At 40.1% G+C, this 13,897-nt stretch carries 13 protein-coding genes, 1 pseudogene and 1 other annotated feature; of the genes and pseudogenes, 4 read left to right on the forward strand and 10 right to left on the reverse strand.

Features of this window, described 5'->3' with window-relative positions; translation table 11 throughout:
- Positions 1–12 precede the first annotated feature (12 nt).
- The gene (locus ACTU7M_RS01530) at positions 13–144 is read right to left on the reverse strand and encodes a hypothetical protein (protein WP_443472608.1); all 132 of its coding nucleotides are present in this window, start codon (positions 142–144) and stop codon (positions 13–15) included.
- A gap of 425 nt (positions 145–569) precedes the next feature.
- Here ACTU7M_RS01530 and truA point away from each other — a divergent pair, with 425 nt between their 5' ends.
- Positions 570–1,310 (forward strand): tRNA pseudouridine(38-40) synthase TruA, encoded by a 741-nt coding sequence (gene truA / locus ACTU7M_RS01535; RefSeq protein WP_443472609.1) that lies wholly within the window; start codon positions 570–572, stop codon positions 1,308–1,310.
- A gap of 71 nt (positions 1,311–1,381) precedes the next feature.
- Here truA and ACTU7M_RS01540 read toward each other — a convergent pair whose 3' ends face one another.
- From ACTU7M_RS01540 to ACTU7M_RS01550, 3 genes are all read right to left on the reverse strand, one after another.
- Positions 1,382–1,873: a hypothetical protein gene (locus tag ACTU7M_RS01540; protein ID WP_443472610.1), complete on the reverse strand. Its 492-nt coding sequence runs from the start codon at positions 1,871–1,873 to the stop codon at positions 1,382–1,384.
- Positions 1,874–1,972: 99 nt separating this feature from the next.
- On the reverse strand, positions 1,973–2,845 hold the full coding sequence (locus tag ACTU7M_RS01545; protein WP_443472611.1) for a DegV family protein: 873 nt from the start codon (positions 2,843–2,845) through the stop codon (positions 1,973–1,975).
- Positions 2,846–2,951: 106 nt separating this feature from the next.
- Positions 2,952–3,566, reverse strand: coding sequence for a hypothetical protein (locus ACTU7M_RS01550; RefSeq protein WP_443472612.1), 615 nt, complete (start codon positions 3,564–3,566; stop codon positions 2,952–2,954).
- 86 nt (positions 3,567–3,652) lie between these two features.
- Between ACTU7M_RS01550 and ACTU7M_RS01555 the strand changes: the two genes are divergently transcribed.
- The 3 genes from ACTU7M_RS01555 (at position 3,653) to ACTU7M_RS01565 (ending at position 6,349) form a co-directional block, all read left to right on the forward strand.
- Positions 3,653–4,294: a YaaA family protein gene (locus ACTU7M_RS01555; RefSeq protein WP_443472613.1), complete on the forward strand. Its 642-nt coding sequence runs from the start codon at positions 3,653–3,655 to the stop codon at positions 4,292–4,294.
- 72 nt (positions 4,295–4,366) lie between these two features.
- Positions 4,367–5,344, forward strand: a complete 978-nt coding sequence (locus ACTU7M_RS01560) for a D-alanine--D-alanine ligase family protein (protein WP_443472614.1) — start codon at positions 4,367–4,369, stop codon at positions 5,342–5,344.
- Positions 5,345–5,635: 291 nt separating this feature from the next.
- Entirely contained in the window at positions 5,636–6,349 is a 714-nt protein-coding gene (locus ACTU7M_RS01565) for a Fic family protein (protein ID WP_443472615.1), read from the forward strand.
- Positions 6,350–6,527: 178 nt separating this feature from the next.
- Here the strand turns inward: ACTU7M_RS01565 and ACTU7M_RS01570 are convergent, their stop codons facing one another.
- The 6 genes and pseudogenes from ACTU7M_RS01570 to ACTU7M_RS01595 all read right to left on the reverse strand — a co-directional run bounded on the left by ACTU7M_RS01570 (position 6,528) and on the right by ACTU7M_RS01595 (position 13,697).
- On the reverse strand, positions 6,528–7,358 hold the full coding sequence (locus ACTU7M_RS01570) for an energy-coupling factor transporter transmembrane component T family protein (RefSeq protein ID WP_443472616.1): 831 nt from the start codon (positions 7,356–7,358) through the stop codon (positions 6,528–6,530).
- Positions 7,349–9,064 carry an ABC transporter ATP-binding protein gene (locus ACTU7M_RS01575; protein WP_443472617.1) on the reverse strand — a complete coding sequence of 572 codons (1,716 nt, stop codon included), beginning with the start codon at positions 9,062–9,064 and terminating at the stop codon, positions 7,349–7,351. The genes ACTU7M_RS01570 and ACTU7M_RS01575 overlap by 10 nt, the downstream gene beginning before the upstream one ends.
- 27 nt (positions 9,065–9,091) lie before the next feature.
- A complete protein-coding gene (locus ACTU7M_RS01580) occupies positions 9,092–9,646 on the reverse strand; it encodes an ECF-type riboflavin transporter substrate-binding protein (RefSeq protein ID WP_443472618.1) in 555 nt (184 codons plus the stop codon).
- Positions 9,647–9,668: 22 nt separating this feature from the next.
- Positions 9,669–10,514 carry an SAM hydrolase/SAM-dependent halogenase family protein gene (locus ACTU7M_RS01585; protein ID WP_443472619.1) on the reverse strand — a complete coding sequence of 282 codons (846 nt, stop codon included), beginning with the start codon at positions 10,512–10,514 and terminating at the stop codon, positions 9,669–9,671.
- A gap of 63 nt (positions 10,515–10,577) precedes the next feature.
- Positions 10,578–10,824, reverse strand: a binding site (T-box leader).
- Positions 10,825–10,930: 106 nt separating this feature from the next.
- A pseudogene (locus ACTU7M_RS01590) lies at positions 10,931–11,299 on the reverse strand (transposase); the annotation flags it as partial.
- A 286-nt stretch (positions 11,300–11,585) separates the two neighbouring features.
- Positions 11,586–13,697, reverse strand: coding sequence for a DNA topoisomerase 3 (locus ACTU7M_RS01595; protein WP_443472620.1), 2,112 nt, complete (start codon positions 13,695–13,697; stop codon positions 11,586–11,588).
- Between the last annotated feature and the right edge of the window lie 200 nt (positions 13,698–13,897).

Raw genomic sequence — 13,897 nt, forward strand, 5'->3', positions numbered from 1 at the left:
CTCTATTTTTTATTATTTAGTGACTTGTTGTATTTTTTGTTTCTTCAATCGTTCTTGCTGGCGCAATTCGATTTCCTTGAAATAATCTTTCCAAGATATTTCAATCGTCACATTTTCTGTGTTCGTATAGACGATATTTTTCAATTGTTACTCCTTTTTGAGCACACCATATGCGTGCGCTCTTCTCCTTTCAACCTCCTCATAATTCCTTTTTTCCGTAATAAAAAAGGTACTCCGATGAGCACCTTTCCGCTTCTTATTTTTAAAAGAAAGAAAAAGGTATTCCTATAGTAGGAAACACGACTTTTTCACTATCAAATCTAAATCTTGGAAATTCACATGGTGAAGCACACGCGTGCTTCAAAAATAAATTTAACTTCGCTTATTTTTGGTTCCGAATACCTGCAGTTCTAGCTGCAGAATAGAGAAAAGCCTTGGTTCCGTACATATCACTTGCATATGTAATGGGATGTCGAACCAATAGTATAACACGAATGGATGTTTGATGCAAATTGATAGATTTTCTGTATAATAAGAAAAGAATCAAACAGGAAATGGTGAATAATAAAATGAGAAATATAAAAATGACCATCGAGTACGATGGGACGCGTTACCTTGGTTGGCAAAGGCTCGGGGATTCGGATAAGACAATCCAGGGTAAAATCGAGAATATTCTTTCAAATATGACGAATAGCGAAATTGAAATTGTGGGATCGGGACGAACAGATGCCGGAACACATGCCAATGGCCAAGTTGCTAATTTCAAAACGGATTCCACTATGACATTACCGGCGATGCAGGAACACCTTAATCGTCACCTTCCGCGCGATATTGTGGTTAAGGAAATGCAAGAAGTGCCCGAACGCTTCCACGCTCGCTATCACGCAGTCAGCAAACAATACAGCTATCATGTGTGGAACAACGAAGTGCCATCAGCTTTCCAACGGCATTTTAGCTACCACGTGCCAGAAAAATTGGATTTGGACTTGATGAATCAGGCAGGTCAGAAATTCGTGGGACGTCATGATTTCCTTGGATTTTCTTCCTTGAAGAAATCTAAAAAATCAACGGTACGGACCATCGAATCTGTCACACTTCAAAAAGAAGGCAATATATTGCATTTTGCGTTTGTCGGCGAAGGTTTCCTCTATAACCAGGTGCGCATCATGATGGGTACGATACTGGAAATCGGTGCAGGCAGAATGACTTTGAATGATATCGATGCTGTTTTTACGAGTGGTATCCGTAGTGAAGCCGGCATGACCGTTCCCGCGCAAGGGCTGTTTTTGGATGAAGTTTACTACGACTAAAACTAAAAGTTCCAACTCAGGCATAAAAAACTGCTTGAGTTAGAACTTTTTTATTTATATACGCTTCATTCTCATTCTTTCGTCTGCTCATCGATCCCTATCCCGGCCAGAACAAGACCGAGCCCCAGAATCGGATTTAACGTTTCATCCGCTATAAAGAGCTCATAGCCAGAATGTGTCACCTGATAATCACGTCTTACGAGGATCAAATCTTCATCATTGCCATTTACAATATGATAACGGTAGCCATCATCACGATTGTCAAAACGCCAATCTTTCCCGATGATTGCCAGCGGAACCGTGACATGGTACCCTAAACGCGCTTGTTTCACACTCAGCACCCGCTCTTCTGCCACAAAAAGGCCCATCTCAATTTCATAAATGCCTGCTTCTATATCTTTTAAAACGGCCAGTTCCTGTCCTGACTCACTATCGTAGATGGTGAGATAACGTCCGTACCTCATCGGTTGCTCTTCAACACGGTAGATCATTCTCCCATCTTCATCAAACACATCATAATCCTGTTTATCGGACAAACGCTTCTGCTTCAATAATAAATACAAGGCGCTCACCTTCCTTTACTCAGTAACCTGACCATCGTATCTACCACTATTATACAAAAGGAGCAAACAGCAAGCATTTACCGTCTACTCCTCAATTTATTAATTCTGTTCTTTTTCCATAAAGAACAGCGAAACGCCACCTAAACCAACGTGCGTTCCAACCGCCACGCCCATTTGCATGATGTAGATGTCTCCTTTAAAATCTGTTTGGGTTTCAATACGTTCTTTCAACTTATTCGCAATCTCAATATCAGAAGAATAGCCGATAAGGATAAAGTTCGTTAATTCCGGATCATACCGTTTGATAAACTCATCAACATAATATTTTAAGGCCTTGTTCGTTCCTCTTACCTTCGCTACAATTGCGCCCTTGCTGCCTTTCATGGACATGATGGGTTTCACTTGGAGCAGACTTCCAATGAATGCTCCCGCATTTGAGATACGGCCGCTTTTAATGAGGTTGTGCAAATCTTCTACACATAAAAAATGTTTCACGCGCTTTTTATGCGTTTCAGCAAACTCTACCAATTCCTCGAATGTATAGCCTTCTTCCAGTAACTGGGCTGTTTTCAAAATCAACCAACCACTACCATGGCTCATTGACAAAGAATCCACCACATGAAATTTAATGGCTGAATCTGGATGTCGTTCATAAAATAAATCTTTAGCCAATACAGCGGATTGGTATGAACCACTTGTTCCACTTGACATGCAAATACACAAAAATTCTGTGTACCCTTCAAGCATGGCTTCATCGATAATGTTTAAGTAGGCTTCCGGACTAGGCATGGCAGTCGTAGGCAGTTCTTTCATTTTCGGCAATTTGGCAAAAAATTCATCTGCGGTAATATCGATTTTATCTAAGTACGTAACCCCTTCCATATTTATCTTCAAAGGGGCAACACCGATTTTATATTTCTCCAGGAATGTCGGTGACAAGTCGCAAGTTGAATCTGCCATAATCTTAATCATTTATAATCTCCTTGTTTTAAAAAAATTTACACAAACACTTTGTTCTTATATTGCATTAAAGCACATTCAGGGCTTAATGCCAAGCTTTAAAATAAAAGCAGTGTTCTCATCTCGCGCGATCCATATAACGGTTGTAGAGCCAATGCCCTCTTTCCATGCACGCCAAGTAAAGTTTTCTGACTTTTTCGTCAGGGCTAATCCGTAAATAAGCTTCTTCTTCCAGTAATGCTATTAACGGTTTTACGTCTTCATACGTTTCAGTTTCTGATAACAAGATGTGATAATGTTGCAAAATATCTATATATAAATCTCCGCTATTGCGAAAAGCACTTTTTTTCAGGAGTTCATTGTAAAAATTAATAAAATCACGACCAGAAAAAGCTACATGCTTTTCATGTTCTCCACTGCGATACCACGTACTTATTTGGGTACTCTCATCCACACCAAGTACCAAATATTCCTGGGAAACATATCGATAGTCATAATTTACAAGTTGGTTGAATATTTTTTCATTTGTTTCGCTATCTTCTAATTCGGTCAACGAACACCAGCATATATAATTGTTATCCAATCTTCCGATGATACACACTTCTTGTTGCGGGCTGAAATATAATTCTATGCTCAGCTCTCTTTGACTCAAATCATAGTTGGGTAATACCGCATTTTCTTCGTTTATCAGATTATATTTTTCTATGTTTGAACTTTTTCCAAAAGGCCACAAATTCGAAAACGCCCTTTCTAACTTTCATTCTTTTACTATATAATAACGTATTGATTCAAAACGCTCCAGAAGAAGGGATGTTTAACGTGCGTATTATTATTTCACCGTCAAAAGAAATGAGCAAAGAACCACCCATTTCAAATCGACTACCCGAATTTATTGATTTCGCTAAAGAATTTAGTACGGGTGAGGAATTAACGGAAGATCTGAATCGTTACCAAGCCATCCATTTATATAATGGACTGCAATTTCGTTATTTACGGGAGGGACTTTCAGAAGATGATTTTCTTTTCCTGGATGATTATCTCCGCGTTATTTCCGCGCAATATGGTGTTGTGAAACCAATGGATGGGATTCGCCACTATCGCCGTGATTTCACCTCAAAAGGCTTATATAAAGCTTGGGGAGACAAGATTTATCAGTCGTTGACCAAGGAAAGTTCGCTTGTTTTGAACTTGGCGAGTGAGGAGTTCGGAAAGACCATCACTCGCTATGCGACGCCCAAGGATCGTATCGTGACGGTTTCTTTTTTCGAAAAAGATGAAAACGGAAAGTTGAAAAAACACGCCAGTATTTCTAAAAAAGGACGTGGCCAGTTGGTGAACTTCATTGCGCGCCATCGCATCACTGATAGTGACTTCGTAAAGGGATTTGATGATATGGGCTATCAATACAACGAAACGAACTCTGATGCCTCAAAATGGGTATTTATCCGGCCCAAAGATTAAGGGATTATCTTTGGGTAGTTGGTTTCCCGGATGCTATACTGGACTTAACGAAAGTACACTGGAGGGATCGATATGCATGTCGTTTTAATTCATTCAAAGTTCGATGATTTGGATTTAGCTATTACAAATGTTAATCCCGATGGACCCAAACTAATGGGTGAGACTGTTGTCGATGTCCACGGCGCTTTGGAAAGCGGGGGACATACCGTCACAAAGATTGAAGCAGACCATCATTTACTCAGCAAACTTGAAAAAGTCGCTGCGCCCGATCTGCTTTTCAATCTCAGTTCAGGTGTCTCCGACAAGCGTACGCAAGCAAATATAGTGGGCATGCTGGAAATGACTGGCATCCCCATGCTGGGGTCGGGACTGGCTACCCACGTTATCGGCCTGCATAAAGAAATCACCAAATCAATTTTGGCAGCACACAATGTCCGTACCGCCCGCTTCCAACTCGTTGGTGACGAAAATGACAAGATTCGCGAGGATTTTGTTTATCCGCTGATTGTCAAACCGGAACATGAAGGTTCAGGGATTGGTGTGACTGCCTCTTCCAAGGTGGATACACCGGAACAATTACAAAAGATCATTAAGGAAAAGCTGGACTTGCATCAGCAAGTGCTTTTAGTTGAAGAGTTTTTACCCGGCCGGGAATTTACGGTTGGAGTAATGGGAAATCATACGCTTGAAATATTGCCGATAAAAGAAACGATTTTCCATAAAGATGGTCCGCAACTTCTGACAAATGATTTGAAGTTAAGTAATACCGCCACTTCGGCAATCCCCGCGGATATTTCTCCAGATTTAAAAGAAGAGATAGAAATAATGGTCGAAAAGACGTATCGCGTTCTTCGTTGCCAGGATTTTGCCCGCATTGATCTTCGCTTGGATGGCGAAGGACGGCCTCATGTCATCGAATTGAACACATTCCCAGGTTTGGGTAAAAGGATATCCTATTTTCCTCTTATCGCAAAGGCAGCTGGATATGATTATGAACAGCTGATCAATCGTTTGGTAGAGATTGCATTGGAGCCTAAAGGGTTTAGATAAAGATAAGGGGAAAAATCCTTATTCTAATTAAAGGAACAAATGATTTTGGTTGTATACCAACTCATTCGAAAGTAGAGGACACAAAAAAGTTGATTTTTCACCCCTCGTAAATACAAAGGAAAAAGCAACACCTAAAATAGAAAATAGGAAGGATACAATCAAATGTATCAGCATCTTTTTAATCATGCAAAAAAATGATTACATACTACACGATAGCATACCAGTATGCTATCGTGTAGATTCGTATTAGCATACTTATTTTTACATTTATGAAAGAAGGAAGGGAATACAATGAGCATCTTACATACATTTTCAAAAGACTATCTAGATGATATTCTCGTTCGGCTAGCCCATCATTCGGCAGGAATAGAAGGGAATACTATTTCCTTGCCTGCTACCGTTTCAATTATTGTGAATGGGACTCTACCTATGAGCGGGAAGGCTACCGTTCGTGAATTTTATGAGATTGAAAACCACAAACAAGCTTTTGAGAACATTCTGACCCACTTATTAAACGAAGAGCCCTTAACGACTGCTATCATTCAGGACATACATGCTGATTTAACGGATCGTTTACAATATGATCGCGGACAATTTAAAAAGAACGAGAATATGATTCCGGGGGCGGAATTTCAAACGGCATCACCTTCAGAAACACCGTTTCTTATGACCCAGCTCATTGATAATCTGGCATATCGCTTAGATGTTGCTGATTCGGATGACGCTAAACTTTTAGCAATCCTGGATACGCATATCCAATTCGAACGCATTCACCCATTCCCCGGTTGTAATGGGCGGACAGGGCGCATGATCTTGAACTACTCCTTATTACAGCAAGGATTTCCTCCTTTGATTATTGAAAAAGAAGCAAAAGCGGAATACATCGAATTTCTAGGTAACCGGGATTTAGATGGCTTTTTTCAATTTGCAAAAGAACTCATAGAAAAAGAACAGAAACGTATGCAGGGATTTCAGAATATGGACTCTGAACAAATAAAACTGTGATTATAAAAATGAATCCCTACCCGAAAACTAGACACTCAAAAAAGAGCGTTCTTTTTTCGGATAGGGATTTACCAATAGATAATCAATTTTCACTTTTAAACAAGAGGGTATTTTTTGGTATCAAGAACTGTTTCTTTAACAATTGGCCTATCTCGTTAGCTCAAGTTTATGTACGATTCTACTGAAATGGATTATAAAAGCGCCCGTCGTTTTGTAGGGTTAGCCATATACTGAACACAAAAATCAGTGCTGATAGGAGAAGGACAATGCTGTCCGATTGTGAGGGTTTCTTTGCACTGTACCAACTGCGTTTTTTATTTTTTCCAAACCCTCTTAGCTCCATTGCATGGCTAATCACTTCGATTCGGTCAAGGCTTGATAAAATCAAAGGGAAAATAATGGCCGAGATATTTTTAATCCGCTTGACCATTTTCTCATTTCGAGAAATATCGACTCCTCTTGCCTGCTGGGATTGAGAAATCGTACGAAAATCACGCTGAATATCCGGTATATAGCGCAGTGCCAGCGATACGGAATAGGCGATTTTATAATTGACACCAATTTTATTGAGTGAGGCGGCAAACTCACTCGGGTGAGTCGTCACGATAAAAAGCAAGGCAACAGGTATGACCACAAAATACTTAAGAGTCACATTGAACTGATAAAACAGTTGCTCTTGGGTGATGTTATATCTCCCCCAGATATGAAGCAACTCATGGCTACTTCCGTAAATCCGAACACCTTCTTGAGGTGAAAACAAATAGATGGCTACGTTATTTAATAGTAAAAAAGTCAGAATAAAGAGTAAAACAAAGCCGATTTCTTTTATTTTTATTTTGGATAATTTAAAAATAGCTAAACTAATAACGAACAATACCAGTAAAACCCGTGTATCGTAGGTCAACATAGCAGCGGTTGAAAACAAAAGAAAGAAAATAAGTTTGGTTGCTCCAGCCAAGCGGTGGACAGGCGACTGGCGTTCGATATATGAAAGCATTTCTACTGCCATTTTCGACGTACCTCCTTATCATAACGAATGAAGGTTGAAACAAAATCTTCGGCTTCCTCAATGCCAACCTTCTCAGCTAATTGATAAAGTGAGGTTATCGCCAAATTAGCTTTCTCAACGAGGGGTTCACTTGCCAAAACTGACACTGCTGATTGATCCGCCAACAATCCACCTTCCCCTATTACCAAGGTTCGTTGTGTATATTCCAACATCAAATGCATATCATGGGTAATCATTAAAATGGTGACCCCCCGCTTATTTAACTCTCTCAGGAAGGTCATGATTTCTGTATAGTGACGGTAATCTTGTCCCGCAGTTGGTTCATCAAGGATTAAAACATCTGGATTCAGCACCAACACGGCCGCAATTGTAACGCGTTTCTTCTGACCAAAGCTGAGAGCTGAAATCGGCCAATTACGGAATGGGTAGAGGCCGCAAATTTTTAGCGTCTTTTCTACACGCTCACGAATCTCTTCTTCAGAAACCCGCCTATGACGTAATCCAAATGCGACTTCATCAAAAATCATATGCTTAGAAATCATTTGATTAGGATTTTGCATAACTAATCCGATAGCTTCTGCCCGTTTCGTAATGGTGTCTTTACTGATGTCCCGACCGTGGTATAAGATTTCACCGCTTTGTTGGCGTTCAAAACCACAAATGAGTTTGGACAAGGTTGATTTTCCGGCGCCATTTTCACCTACGATGCTCACCATCTCCCCTTTTCTCAGTTTAAAAGAAACATCACTGAGGGTATTCGATTTGTTGGGGTAATGGAAGGATAAATGATTGAGTTCTAATACGATTTCCTGACTTTCAACCCTTTCGCTTTTTTTGACAGCGCGATACCACTGTTTTAAGTTTTCCTCTTGATTTTTAGAAAGCCTTAAGCGTTCAATATGTTCCGGATGCATAGCAGGGGTGATCGTTACGCCTGCATAATCCAAAGCCTTGAGATAGAGAGGTTCTCTCAGATAACTCTGTGATAAAACGGGCGTCGCTAAAAGATGAGCCGGTGTATCGTCCGCTACGATTCGACCGTTGTTCATCACAATAATCCGATCGACATCTCGGTACAGAACATCCTCTAGACGGTGCTCGATAATGACCGTTGTTTTATTCGTCTGCTTTTGTAGCTGGTCAATGAGAGCAATGGCATGCTTGCCAGTCGCAGGATCCAAGTTTGCCAATGGTTCATCAAATAAAAGAATATCCACATCATTCACTAAAACACCTGCAAGGGATACACGTTGTTTTTGCCCGCCTGACAGTTGATGGATAGAGGCATCCAAATAGTCTTCAATTTTAACGAGTTTGGCTACCTGACTAACTTGGTCATGCATCAGGGGCTGAGAAATACAGTCGTTTTCTAGGGCAAAAGCAATATCTTCCCCAACAGACAAACCAATAAACTGACCGTCTAAATCCTGTAGGACTGTTCCTACCATTTTGGATAGCTGGAAAATATCAAGTTCTTTCGTTTCTCTCCCCTTTATTTGGCACTGGCCCTGACTCTCACCCCGGTATGCAAAGGGAATTAGCCCATTGATACAATGGGCTAGTGTACTTTTGCCAGAGCCAGATGGACCGACGATAACCACTTTTTCACCTTCATGAATCGTAAGGTTGATATCTTGTAAGGTCGGTTCGGTCTGACTGCGGTACTTAAATGTAAAATCTTTGAACGCAATAACTGCTTGGTTCATTGTCTAACGACTCCTTACTTTTTCCCTTTATTCTTTCGAAAGACTGTCTCCTTTTAGACGTGTTTTAGCATAAGCGGATAACAGTAATGTCCCGATAATCGCTACCGTTACAATATTGGCCAGTCCTGCGACAATCCCTTGAGTGAAAACTTTATTGGCTGGCTCAGCATAAATCACAATGTCTAAAACGGGCGCTAAAATCCCCCAGCCAATGACTTGTGCAACTACTTGACTTACATTAAAACTAATAATGTCTTTTTTACCAAATTCGCCGTCTTCGACAGATATTTTTCTTGTCAGTAAACCGATTGTAAAACCAATGAATAATGACACCAATACCCAGCTCCACCAAACAGAGCCATATGAAATGGCATCGGTTAAGGCATGGCCAATTAACCCGATCAAGCCGCCTGCTAGTGGTCCGTATACAACCGCCATTAAGGCTAGAAAGGCATATGCCGTTTGAATGCTGGTATTTGGAATAGGAGTCGGAATCGAGGCAAAACGTGCTAATACGACATATACCGCTGCTCCAATACCGATTGCTACAATCGTTTTAATTGATAAATCTTCTTTTTTCATTCTCATCCCCACTTTTCTTTTATTATTTTATTACTTTTAGAATCTGAACTCGCCAATTATCACCACTTAAGATATGGTAAGCAGAGGCAAACGAGCCTTGATTAATTGCAACACCTAATTTGTCCAATGAATTGATAAATAAAATCGGATCGCCAACGCGACTCTTAGCGAAGGATTCACCTAAAGTAATGTCATTCTGATAAACAACGTTATGATTATTCGATATTGTCACTTCCAGCGTATCCCCATAGTTAATACCTTGTGATAGAATCATTTCCCGTGGAATGTTGGTCCATAAATTCCCGAAACGACTATCCAAAATATCAACATTTCCCGAAATAGAGGCGTTTAAAACTTCCGGTTGACTGTGTTCTAGTTTGACAATATCCGCTACATCTAACTCACGTCCTACTTCTTGAAATGAAATCACACCTGCTGCTAAACGCGCCGCCGTATAGACATAGACATCTCGCCCATGGAATGTATAAGAATCACCGGAATTTGGCAGACGGTTAACTGTCTCATCAATTTCTCGAATAGAAACAATACCAATACTTTCTTCCAGATGTGTTAAGGTTCCATTATCAGGTGTCACAACATATTGTCCAGCTGCTGTTTTGGCTACGACACTCAACCGATCAGTGCCGACTCCTGGATCAACAACCGAAACAAATACCGTTTCTTCCGGCCAGTATTGAACCGTTTGATATAACCGGTATGATGCTTCCCAAATATTATACTGCGGGATTTCATGCGTTAAATCATAAATTTGTAAACGCGGGTTAACACTTAATGCTACCCCATACATGGCACTCACTGCACCATCCGCTCTGCCAAAATCCGTTTGTAATACCAATTGTTTATTCATTATCTCTATTCCTCCTCTATATTAAAAGCACCATACAAAAAAACCACGTCGCACCGAATAAACGGCAAGGACGTGGTTTGAGACGTGGTACCACCTTACATTTACAAGTTGTTCACACAAGCTTGACTCAGTGAGTAAGGAAAGCAGCTTACTCCGGCCTTGTTAACGATTGCCACTCCGTTACTAGCTAGACTTCTCTCACTAGTAAAACTCCAAGACCATTTTTCAATACGTGGGTTACTTCTTTTCACCAATCGAAGCTCTCTAATGAACACCATGAGTATTTACTTATTCTCTTCAACGTTTTTCACATTTAATTCTAATCAATTATAGTTGATACTAAAATGGAAAGCAATATACTTTTATATGTAATTTGAAATATTTTTTTGACAGCGGCTTTGTACCACCCATTGGTTCATCGTGGATTCAACGTCGCCTACCTTGTCCTTGAAGCGACGATAAAGCGTTCGCATGGAACAATTAATCGGCATCTCCTTCCGACCAATGATGATATCCGGTGTCCATCCTTGTGCGACTTTTTCATTGATGTATTCCTGTTGTTTCGTTGGCAGATCAATCTTACGCCGTCCACAACGCTTCTTATTTTTCTTGTACTGTTGGTAATAATCCAAGGCCGTATGGCCTTCTTTCAAGAAATTGACGACGTTGTAAATCGGTGTTCTGGATTGTTTTAAATACGCAGCAATTTTGGTAACCTTGATGTTTTGGTGGTAATAAGATTCTATCATCACCAGTTCATCCGTGGTAAGATGGGTGTAGGTCATTCGTGATCACTCCTATGTATTCTTTGGTCGGAATTACAATTTGAGTGTACCACGAATGGCTTATTTATTTGTCTAGCTTAATTTTACAATCGACGCATTATGAAATGAATGCATATGAGTATCATATAACTCCTAGTTAACAAAATACATGAAATTGTATGAAACTATGTATCGGGAATCTATTCTCCATTACTAAAATACAGTACTGAAGAAATATTCAGCTTTACAAACAAAATCTGCTTCTATTCACTGAATAGCGCCCCATCGGAGTGAATGTCAGGCGGGTTTATTGCGAATCGGAAAAATCAAAGGCAAGTTTATTATTGGCCAACTTCAACTTTGCGTTGAAAGTAGCGCCTTTTTTACTTTTGAATCCTTTTATTAAACTGGTTTCTTGTTTAGATAAAAGATCCTTTACGTTTTTTTTCGTAAGTGTCTTCCCACTCCATTTTTTAGGCAAAGTAAATTTACAACCCTCACGATAACCCGCGCAACCAAAGAACTTCCCTTTATCTATGACGCTCTTATGGCACAGGGGACACTCGCCAATGGCAGTGTCTGCTTCGCCTTTTTCAGCATATTTTTTTATAGCACTGTTTTCAAATGTACCCGGTACTTTTTGAATTAAGTGGTTAATAAAGTTTGTAATGCTGCTCAAGAACGCTTCTTGTGTGCCTTCCTGATTGCGTATTTTTTTAAGGTACTTTTCCCATTTAGCGGTCATAGATGCATTGGCTATTTCATCATTTTGGATTACTTCACAAAGCGTCTCGCCTTTTGGTGTGACCAGGATATTATTTTTCTGAAGCGTGATATAGTCTTGCTTTTTCAAGGTTTCAATCACATTTGCGCGTGTCGCCTCTGTCCCAATGCCTTCGGTTTCTCTTAAGATAGCTTTATTCTCTTCATCTTCGGCGTCGCGACCAACGTTTTTCATGGCCGAAATCAGGGTTCCCTCTGTGTAATACTTGGCCGGCTGTGTCTTCCCTTCCTTGGCGTAAAAATGACTAACCACCGAGTCTCCTTCTCTTACAGAGGGAAGTGTTTGATTTTCTTCTTTCGTATTTTTTTCGTTTTTGTAAAACTTCCGCCAACCAATCTCTTTTTCTACTTTACCGGTCGTCTTAAACAAAACAGCATGGACGGTCGTTTCGATCGTTGTTTCATCATACACATAAGGTTTTTCAAATATACTCAACGTGCGATACAAGATCAATTCATAAATATTTCTTTCCTTTTGAGATAAAGTTGCTAAGTTTGGCAACGTTCGCGTCGGGATAATGGCATAATGTTCTTGGACGTTTGCGCCATTGACATAGCGCTTGTTCTCTTTTAACTGCGGTTCGGCAATCGTTTCATTCACTAAATTTAGATAGCTGGGAAGAGCGTTTTTTAAATAGTCAAACTCCGGACTACCAATATAGTTCGTATCGGTACGCGGGTAAGAAACCAGCTTTTTCTCGTACAGACCTTGCACGATTTTCAGAGTTTCTGAAGCACCGTAATTAAACCGTTTGTTCGCTGTCGCTTGTAAATCGGAAAGACTAAAGAGTTTGGGTGCAAACTGCTTCTTTTCTTCCGTCTTTACGGATTTGATTTTTCCGGGAGCATGATCGTTTAGTTCATGTCTCTCTTTAAAAGCCTCTAAATCGTGTTCACTATCAAAACGACCTGCATATTTCCCTTGGTAAATGCCTTTTTCATGACTAAATCTGCCATATAATTCGAAGAAGGGTTTACTAACGAATGCCGCAATCTCTTTATTCCGCTGGTAGATCAAATATAAGGTCGGTGTTTGGACGCGGCCAATACTAAAAACACCCTTCATGCCGCTTTTTTGCATATAGAGCGTGTAGAGACGCGAGAGATTCATGCCGACTAGCCAGTCAGCGATTTGTCTGGTTTCGGCCTCTTTATAACTGGAATAGAATTCTTCTCCGTTCCGTAAATGGCGGAACCCATTTTTTATTTCTTCCTTTTCCAATGAATTGATCCAAAGACGCTTGAGTTGTTTATGGTTATTTCCTGAAAGATTAATGATTAAGCGCGCAATCGCTTCTCCCTCTCGATCGCCATCAGTGGCGATAATAATCGTGTCTGCTTCATCTAAATGCTTTTTAACGATGGTGTATTGCTTTTGCTTTCCGTCACTGACTTTGAACCGATACTCGGTTGGCAACAGCGGCAATGTATTCAAATCCCATTTTTTCCATTTCTCATTGTAATCTTCAGGAGAAAAAAGGGAAACGAGGTGACCGAATCCATACGTAATGACGGCATCCGGAAATTCTTTGTCCGACACCACAAAGTAGCCATCTTTACGCTCTGAATGATCAAAAGCGTCTGCGTAAGTGGACGCTTGACTGGGTTTTTCGGCCAAAATAACGGTTTTACTCATTAACTCACTTCTTTCTAGGTATTATTAACTGATTTCAATAGATAACCATCATGCCGCCAAGCAGTACATATAATTCATGGATAGTGAAGGATTCTTTGGATTTCCTTTCATTCGGGCGGTATCATATCATAATTTTTTATTATAAATCAATCCTGTTTAAAATTTCACATTAATCGTTAGAGATAAAAGAAAAACACCTC

It is taken from the genome of Jeotgalibaca sp. A122, from assembly GCF_052266715.1.
Lineage (GTDB): Bacteria > Bacillota > Bacilli > Lactobacillales > Aerococcaceae > Jeotgalibaca.

Coding starts and splice junctions, on each gene's coding strand:
- truA (WP_443472609.1), top strand. CDS start 570: ATGAGAAATATAAAAATGACCATCGAGTACGATGGGACGCGTTACCTT.
- ACTU7M_RS01545 (WP_443472611.1), bottom strand. CDS start 2,845: ATGATTAAGATTATGGCAGATTCAACTTGCGACTTGTCACCGACATTC.
- ACTU7M_RS01560 (WP_443472614.1), top strand. CDS start 4,367: ATGCATGTCGTTTTAATTCATTCAAAGTTCGATGATTTGGATTTAGCT.
- ACTU7M_RS01565 (WP_443472615.1), top strand. CDS start 5,636: ATGAGCATCTTACATACATTTTCAAAAGACTATCTAGATGATATTCTC.
- ACTU7M_RS01570 (WP_443472616.1), bottom strand. CDS start 7,358: ATGGCAGTAGAAATGCTTTCATATATCGAACGCCAGTCGCCTGTCCAC.
- ACTU7M_RS01575 (WP_443472617.1), bottom strand. CDS start 9,064: ATGAACCAAGCAGTTATTGCGTTCAAAGATTTTACATTTAAGTACCGC.
- ACTU7M_RS01580 (WP_443472618.1), bottom strand. CDS start 9,646: ATGAAAAAAGAAGATTTATCAATTAAAACGATTGTAGCAATCGGTATT.
- ACTU7M_RS01585 (WP_443472619.1), bottom strand. CDS start 10,514: ATGAATAAACAATTGGTATTACAAACGGATTTTGGCAGAGCGGATGGT.
- ACTU7M_RS01595 (WP_443472620.1), bottom strand. CDS start 13,697: ATGAGTAAAACCGTTATTTTGGCCGAAAAACCCAGTCAAGCGTCCACT.